The organism is Imperialibacter sp. (genome assembly GCF_040222385.1).
GTDB lineage: Bacteria > Bacteroidota > Bacteroidia > Cytophagales > Cyclobacteriaceae > Imperialibacter.
In genome coordinates, this window is record NZ_JAVKDF010000055.1 from 1 (window position 1) to 1,915 (window position 1,915).

A 1,915-nucleotide genomic window follows, 5' to 3' on the forward strand; every position below is an offset into this window, starting at 1 on the left:
TGCATGGGGGCTCAGAGGTAAGGAAGCGACGGCAGGCTTGGATTGTCCGCCACAAAGTATAAATTTATCAGTTGAGTGGCTAAGTGCTAGCGGGAACTGAACTGCATTAAAAACCCCCACGCACGATAGCTAGTCGTTAGGTTGCATTTGCAGTGACGGATTGACTCTTCACATATGATCAGTAATTATTCCAATACTCTCCTTTTCAAATACATTTTCCTGGTTTTCGCATTAATGCCAGTCTTAATAGGTGTACTAGCATACTTCAATCCCGAGAACGTGACAGTGAATGGAGAACAAGCGGATCTAGATATCTTTGACTATCTAATTCTTGGCGGATTCGGCTTCATATTCTTGATGCTTCACCTTCTCTTTTCTCCGCACTTCGTCCAGATCCAACTAGGCGGACAGAACATTACAATTCTGGACGACGACGAAAACCGTATCGTCAACTGGTTCGACGTCGATTCGCTTACAAAATTTTGGTTTGTTTTTCCACCACTCTACAGACTTAGAATAAAGGACGAAGAAGGCTATTATTTATTTACTACACAGACTGCTTTTATTGACACGGGCGTTGGAACGATTGACTTGTCATCGATGGGCAGCCTCATTAGACGCAAGAAAAAGGAGCTGGGCATATAAACGGAAAGCAACCTAACACAGCGGTAAACATGAATGTGGGCTTCAGGGGTTAACATAGGTCAGTTGGCTTGGATTGTCCGCCACAAATTATAATTTTATCGTCGGCGTGGCTAAGATGTAGTGGAAGCGGAGCTGCATAAAACTCCCACACTCATTTTACCGAGGCGTTGTAGTCAAATAAAACAAAAAACTATGTTTCCAACACTTGCCTTCCTGTACTTTCTTCTTTGTGGATTGACTGGTTTGGTCCTATGGTACAAAATGCTCCGTATTATGGCAAATAGGGGTAAAAAAGTCTCATATTTCTTGGTGACTCCTGGACAATTATTTGAGTTTGGGAGAGTAATTAAAGATGAGCAAGACCCAAAACTGAAAATAAAGTATAGAATTATCCTTTGGGCACAAGTATTACTTATACCGCTTTATATGATTGGAGTTTCCGTATTAATTAGACTAAGATATTAAAAGCATTCATGTCAGCGGTAAAAATGTTGGTATTACATTAACCTAACCAAACAGATGGTTCGAACCCGACTTATTCAGAACTAGGTGGTCAACTATAAGCATTTCTAAATGATACATGCGGACACTTTTAACGCCTTTGTGGATCGAACGTTTTCGTTCTTAGCAACTGACTACAAGATGACGCAAGACGGAGTCAAAATCTCTGGCAACGCTTTTTACGACGTTCGCTATCAAGACTCGGCAAAGGTAATTTCTATCTCCTTGGAGACAATTGAGGACATCTTCCAAGTGATTCTGTTCAGACTTGAAAACGGGAAACTACCAGACTATGACGACAAGTCTAGGACCATACATCTAAACCAGATGACAACTGACATTTTGCCGACAGTAGACAAACCTGAATTTGCTGCCAACAATCGATTTTTTCAAGACATCAAACCTGCTGACAAGACGGAGGAGCTGATCTTAAAATCCGCCAAAGAACTGAGGTTGTGTTTGAGGTACTACAACACGACACTAGAAATGCCTACAACACACCGGTAAAAATGAATGTGGGCTTCACAGGATGTCAAGTGTCAGTTGGCTTGGATTGTCCGCCACAAAAGTTAAATTTATCATCGGCGTGGCTAAGATGTAGTGGAAGCGGAGCTGCATAAAACTCCCCCACTCATTTTACCGAGGCGTTGTGCGTAATACTCCTAGACAATGAGTGCTGATCATACTGACCTTGGACTTTCGACAATCATGGGGCCACAGCTCCGGGCTTTGGTTGAAAGTCAATTGCTACAGGATCTTGGACACTATG

At 42.2% G+C, this 1,915-nt stretch carries 2 protein-coding genes; both read left to right on the plus strand.

The features are described 5' to 3' along the window. Nucleotides 1-174: 174 nt before the first annotated feature. A complete protein-coding gene (locus tag RIG68_RS25670; protein ID WP_350129216.1) occupies nt 175-645 on the plus strand; it encodes a hypothetical protein in 471 nt (156 codons plus the stop codon). A 573-nt stretch (nt 646-1,218) separates the two neighbouring features. After that, entirely contained in the window at nt 1,219-1,653 is a 435-nt protein-coding gene (locus RIG68_RS25675) for a hypothetical protein (protein WP_350129219.1), read from the plus strand. Nucleotides 1,654-1,915 lie beyond the last annotated feature (262 nt).

Bases quoted from the DNA above. Each gene is read 5' to 3' on its own strand.
- RIG68_RS25670 (WP_350129216.1), top strand. From the start codon at position 175: ATGATCAGTAATTATTCCAATACTCTCCTTTTCAAATACATTTTCCTG.
- RIG68_RS25675 (WP_350129219.1), top strand. From the start codon at position 1,219: ATGATACATGCGGACACTTTTAACGCCTTTGTGGATCGAACGTTTTCG.